Source organism: Geoglobus sp. (genome assembly GCF_054018175.1).
In genome coordinates this window covers 1-4,819 of sequence record NZ_JBPLZQ010000056.1, presented here as the reverse complement: position 1 = coordinate 4,819, position 4,819 = coordinate 1, and the positions used below count along the sequence as shown (strand labels likewise).

Annotated in this window: 6 protein-coding genes and 2 pseudogenes; 3 read left to right on the top strand and 5 right to left on the bottom strand. The window is 54.7% G+C overall.

Annotated features, from left to right (window positions below):
* The 3 genes and pseudogenes from ACXJJC_RS04545 to cutA form a co-directional block, all read right to left on the bottom strand.
* A pseudogene (locus ACXJJC_RS04545) lies at nucleotides 1–256 on the bottom strand (lysine--tRNA ligase); the annotation flags it as partial.
* A 23-nt stretch (nucleotides 257–279) separates the two neighbouring features.
* Nucleotides 280–981 (bottom strand): nucleotidyltransferase domain-containing protein, encoded by a 702-nt coding sequence (locus tag ACXJJC_RS04540; RefSeq protein WP_456369652.1) that lies wholly within the window; start codon nucleotides 979–981, stop codon nucleotides 280–282.
* The gene (gene cutA / locus ACXJJC_RS04535) at nucleotides 978–1,289 is read right to left on the bottom strand and encodes a divalent-cation tolerance protein CutA (RefSeq protein WP_456369651.1); all 312 of its coding nucleotides are present in this window, start codon (nucleotides 1,287–1,289) and stop codon (nucleotides 978–980) included. The genes ACXJJC_RS04540 and cutA overlap by 4 nt, the downstream gene beginning before the upstream one ends.
* Before the next feature lie 53 nt (nucleotides 1,290–1,342).
* Between cutA and ACXJJC_RS04530 the strand changes: the two genes are divergently transcribed.
* The 3 genes from ACXJJC_RS04530 to ACXJJC_RS04520 are packed head-to-tail and all read left to right on the top strand — an operon-like array spanning nucleotide 1,343 to nucleotide 4,148.
* Nucleotides 1,343–1,786: a hypothetical protein gene (locus tag ACXJJC_RS04530; RefSeq protein ID WP_456369649.1), complete on the top strand. Its 444-nt coding sequence runs from the start codon at nucleotides 1,343–1,345 to the stop codon at nucleotides 1,784–1,786.
* A 38-nt stretch (nucleotides 1,787–1,824) separates the two neighbouring features.
* Entirely contained in the window at nucleotides 1,825–3,279 is a 1,455-nt protein-coding gene (locus ACXJJC_RS04525) for a site-2 protease family protein (protein ID WP_456369647.1), read from the top strand.
* Nucleotides 3,276–4,148: a PP-loop family protein gene (locus ACXJJC_RS04520; protein WP_456369645.1), complete on the top strand. Its 873-nt coding sequence runs from the start codon at nucleotides 3,276–3,278 to the stop codon at nucleotides 4,146–4,148. The genes ACXJJC_RS04525 and ACXJJC_RS04520 overlap by 4 nt, the downstream gene beginning before the upstream one ends.
* On the opposite strand, the gene ACXJJC_RS04515 is transcribed toward ACXJJC_RS04520, so the two are convergent.
* Together ACXJJC_RS04515 and ACXJJC_RS04510 are read right to left on the bottom strand one after the other, a co-directional pair.
* A complete protein-coding gene (locus tag ACXJJC_RS04515) occupies nucleotides 4,142–4,561 on the bottom strand; it encodes a type II toxin-antitoxin system VapC family toxin (RefSeq protein WP_456369644.1) in 420 nt (139 codons plus the stop codon). The two genes, ACXJJC_RS04520 and ACXJJC_RS04515, sit on opposite strands and share 7 nt — an antisense overlap.
* Nucleotides 4,528–4,819 (bottom strand): annotated as a pseudogene (locus ACXJJC_RS04510) (translation initiation factor IF-2 subunit gamma); the annotation flags it as partial. The gene ACXJJC_RS04515 and the pseudogene ACXJJC_RS04510, both read right to left, overlap by 34 nt.

Sequence of the window (4,819 nt, the reverse complement as noted above, 5' to 3'; positions counted from 1 at the left end):
CGTAGCTCTCGTACTCCTCTGGAAGAAATGGATAGCGCTTTCTCAGCGGGTCGAAGGTGTCGGCGATGTACACGATCTCCGCATTCCCTTCTTTATCCTCTATCGCCCTCCTGACCGCATCGGCAGTTAACATCTCCCTCAGGTTTCCGAGATGAATGTGACCGCTCGGAGTTATGCCGGTGGCGATTCTGACGCTGTCCCTCACACTCAGTATCTTATCTGCGATAACGTCAGCCCAGTGAATGATCTCACTCATCGCCCTACCAAAATCAGGAGGTTTTAAAAAAGTTTCATCCTCCTCTTCAGATATGCGTTCTGGAGAGCCAGAGCCGACAGATGGCTTTCAAACGACTCGAAGTCCGGGACAGGTTCGTTAACGAACACTCCGGTCCTTCCAACCTCCCTCCTCCTTTCGAGAACCCTGAACCTCTCCACCACGATATCTATTCCCACTCCAAGAAAGTCCGCGAGCTCGCTCATGTCCATCTCGTTTGCCGGGATCTCGTAATGCCCGTCCTTCAGGGGGACGATCAGCACGAGCCTCTTGTCAACCCCGGGGACTCGCGCGTTGGAGTTCAGCTTCTCCAGATCGAGGTAGCCTCCGAACCTGTAGAAGTCCATCTCCTTCTCTCTCATCTTGACGAGCGGGAAGCTAACGTTCGCGTTCTCAAGCACTATTTCCCCCTTGATCACGTAGTTCGGTGTTGCCTGGACGATTCTCCTTTCAAGAACGCAGAAGTCCTCGAGTGCGAGCTCGATCTTGTAGGAGGGTATGTTCATGGGGATGAAGATGTCCACGTCGCTGGTCTTCTTCACATCACCCCTCGCGACGGACCCGTAAACCACGGATGGAATTCCGGAGCTGTCCAGCGTTTCCATGATGTCTCTCGCTACCCTCCTCTTTTCTTCAAGGAGCTTCCATCGTTCTTCTCCGTACTTCACCTTCTTCCTGCTTCCAAATGTCGCAGTCTTCCCCCTCATCCTTCCACAATGCTATCAATCCACCTGAGAAACTCCGCGTTCCCCTCCTCAACGTTCAGCGCGCATATGCACGGAGTCGTGTAGGGGTGAAGTTTCCTCACCTCCTCCCTTATCTTCGAGTAGTTCTCGGCCCTCGTCTTGATGATCATTGCCACCTCGCAGTCGTCCTGAATCTCCCCCTCCCACCAGTACATCGAATTTATCCTCCAGAAGTTCACGCAAGCGGCGAGTTTCTTCTCGAGAAGGTGCTTTGCTGTCTTCCTCGCAGAATCCTCATCGGGAAACGTGACGTAGATGAAGTAGTACATGGTAAAAGCTGTTCCGCAACCTATTTAAATTTTTAACCCAGTCTGGAAAAAGGATGAGGGTTGGACTCACTCTGATCTCGGTCTTCCTGCTTTTCATGTTCTCGGTATCCGCGTTCACGTCAGTTTCAATCATGCTCGCTGGAGATCAGTTTGTGAAGGCCTTCAAGGAGGAGATGCAGAAGTACGGGGCGAGCGACGTCAATCCCGAGGACTTCGTTCCCGTTGCGGTGGCCGTTGGACTCGCGTTCTCCCTCGCCTACCTGCTATCGGGGCTGGGGTTGCTGATGCGAAGGGAGTGGGGGAGGAGGATCGCGGTACTCATCGCACTCCTGCACATCATCTACGGGCTGGCCACCATCCCGATCCCGGAGGTGGGGATCCCAAACCTGCTGGCCGGTGGAGCCATTTTCACGTACCTGCGAAAGAAGGACGTGAGGGCTGAGTTCGTCAAAGAGCTGTCCATAGAGGAGAGAATTCTGGGCAGAAAGCTGGACTGAACACAAACTTAATTAAGCACACCTCAGAGTTGGGATCGATGGACGCTCTCACAGGCCTTACGGTCTTCGCAATTTACTGGATCGCCGTCGAAGCCCTCAACAGAAAGGGAATTCTCGAGAAGAGAGGAATAACCGCCTACGGACCGCTGCTCATGATAAGGACCGAGAGAGGACTGAATCTTCTCAAAAGAATTGCCCGCAGAAGGCGGCTCTGGATATTCCTCGGAAACGCTGGAATTCCTGCAGTTTTCGTCGGAATGGCATTCATGTTCCTGCTAATCCTGTTCATGGACTACACGCTCCTGACCTCCCCTCCTCCCCCGTCCGACCTAACAAGCCCGAGGAACGCGCTCCTGATTCCGGGCGTGAACCAGTACATCCCCCTCGTGTGGGGCCTCATAGGCCTCATAGTCACGCTGGTTATCCACGAGTTCAGCCACGCAATTTCTGCGCTTTCCGAGAACATAAGGGTGAAATCTCTGGGCGTTCTGGTGGCCCTCGTCCCCATCGGGGGCTTCGCTGAACCTGACGAGGAGCAGCTCCTCCACAACTCCGAGAGGGGCACGAGGCTAAGGGTGTTTTCGTCTGGAGTCATAAGCAACTTCATAACGGCGATCATAGCATTCTCGATATTCTTCTACCTGCTGGGATTCATAACACCGTCCGTAGCCGTTCTAAGCTCCGAAAACCCGGAGCTGAAGGCCGGCGACGTAATTGTGGAGATCAACGGGATAAAGGTCGTGAAGCCTGAAGACATCTCAAAAGCGGTGAGCAACTCCGAGAAGATTGTGATCAAGCTTTCAGACGGCAGGGAGGTAGTTCTCTCGGGAGTTACCGGCGTGAAGATCGTGAGAGTCGTGAACGGATATCCGGCAGAGCTCGCCGGACTGAAGGAGGGGTGGATAATAACAGCGGTGGATGGGAAGAGAATACACACCCTCAGAGACTTCCTGAACGTGATGAAGGACAAGAAAGGAGGAGACGTCGTGAACGTTCAGGTCTTCGACGGCTCGGGTTACAGGGAGTACTCCCTCAGGCTGAAGGACTCCAACGGGAGGGGGCTCATGGGGGTGCAGGTTACCGAGTACTTCGCGGGAGTTACCTTCAGCTACTTCTACGCGGAGAACATACTGAGCACGCTGAGAAGCATACCCTCCATGCTCACGAACCCTGCCGGGTGGCTGTTCCTGATCTCAATGCCCATAGTGTTCTTCAACAGCTTTTCATTCCCGGTAACGTCGTTCTTCCACTCGTCCGTGGGCGACTGGATATTCTACGCGCTCAACACGTTCTACTGGGTGGGCTGGATAAACTTTTACGTCGGGCTCTTCAACTGCCTTCCCGCAGTCCCCCTCGACGGTGGCAGGGTGTTCTACGATGTAGCTGAAAAGCTGGGTGGAAAGAGGAAAGCAGAGATCGCATCCAAGGTGCTGTCGTCGCTGATATTCGGTTCGATAATTCTTTCAATCGTCATACCGAACCTCCCGCGATGAAATGTGCGAGATGTGGAAGGAGTGCCTTCGAGAGGTTCAGGGGCAAGCACTACTGCCGGGAGTGCCTGATAGCGAAATACGAGGGCGCGGTTGAGTCCGCAATGAGAAGGTACCGAATGGTGCGCAGGGGTGAAGAGGTTCTCGCGGCCCTGAGCGGTGGAAAGGACAGCGTCGCCATGCTGTCAGTCCTTAAAACCCTGTCTCCAAAGTTCGGTTTTGAGGTGAGTGCACTCTTCATCGACCTCGGGATAGGAGAGTACAGCCAGCACTCCCTCGAAACTTCAAGGAGGGTGGCGGAGCAGCTTGAGTTGGAGCTCCACACCGTCAGGCTTGAGGACTACGGTTTCAGGATAGACGACGTGAGGGGCAAGGTCTGCTCGGTGTGCGGAAACGCAAAGAGGTACCTGATGAACAGGTTCGCCAGAGAGAACGGTTTCGACGTCATAGCGACCGGACACTGCGCGGAGGATATCCTGGCTAACCTGCTGAAGAACATGTACTCCGGAAACATGCAGTGGAGCGAGAAGCAGATGCCCAGGATGGAAGGCTTTGACAGGATCGTGACGAGGATAAGGCCGCTCTACGAGATGAGCGAGAGGGAGAACATGATATACGTTCTCGCTAAGGGCATTCCGTTTCTGAGCGAGGAGTGCCCGAACGCACCGTCGACGAGATGGAAGGAGCTCGTCTACGACATAGAGAGGAAGGTGCCGGGGTTCAGAGTGAGCGTGCTCAGAAACCTTGCAAGAGAGAAAAGGAGGGACGACGAAGCGGAGTTCACCTACTGCAGGGTGTGCGGGGAGATTACCACGGCGAAGGTGTGCCAGTTCTGCAGAAACGTCAGAAGGTACGGCGGGAGGGTTCAGTAGTCCTCGTCAAGCTCCACGTACCTCAGCTCCCTGAGGTAGCCCACGACTATTCCCTCGAGCTTCGCCCTCCTTCTCAGCGCCTTGTCGTTTGTTATGACCGCCGCACCGAGTCTCTTCGCAAGCTCGAGTATCGCGTTGTCGCTCCCCACCGCGTCAACCCTCAGGACCTCGCAGTCGTCCCTTCCCTCTATTAGCGAGAGGGCAAACCTGGCCGCCCTTCTCTCGGTCCCGTCGAGGCTTATCTGGAGCTTTTTCAGCTCCTCTATCACGTGCTCTGGAAAAACAAATTTCTTGAAACCCAGCTCCCTGAGCTGGGAAAAGACATCCACCCTCTGGGTGAATATGTACATCAGGACGTTAGTGTCGATTATGGCCTTCCTCACACTATCTTTCCTGCACCTATCAGCCTCCATCTCGAGCCGACCCTTCTGCTTATGGCGACCTTCGATCCCTTCTCTGCACACACTGGCCTTTTCAGCCTGACCTCCACGACGTCATCTCTCGCTGACGTGACGATGCCGAGGGTCGTCGAGGTTCCAACGCTCAGCATGAGGGGCTCGTTCATCTTTATCTTCTCGACCCTCAGCTCCTCCTCTGCACCCACGACCCTCTCGAGAAGCTGGACCTCCATCGTGAAGTCGAACAGCACGTCCGGAAGCTTTCCCGGATGT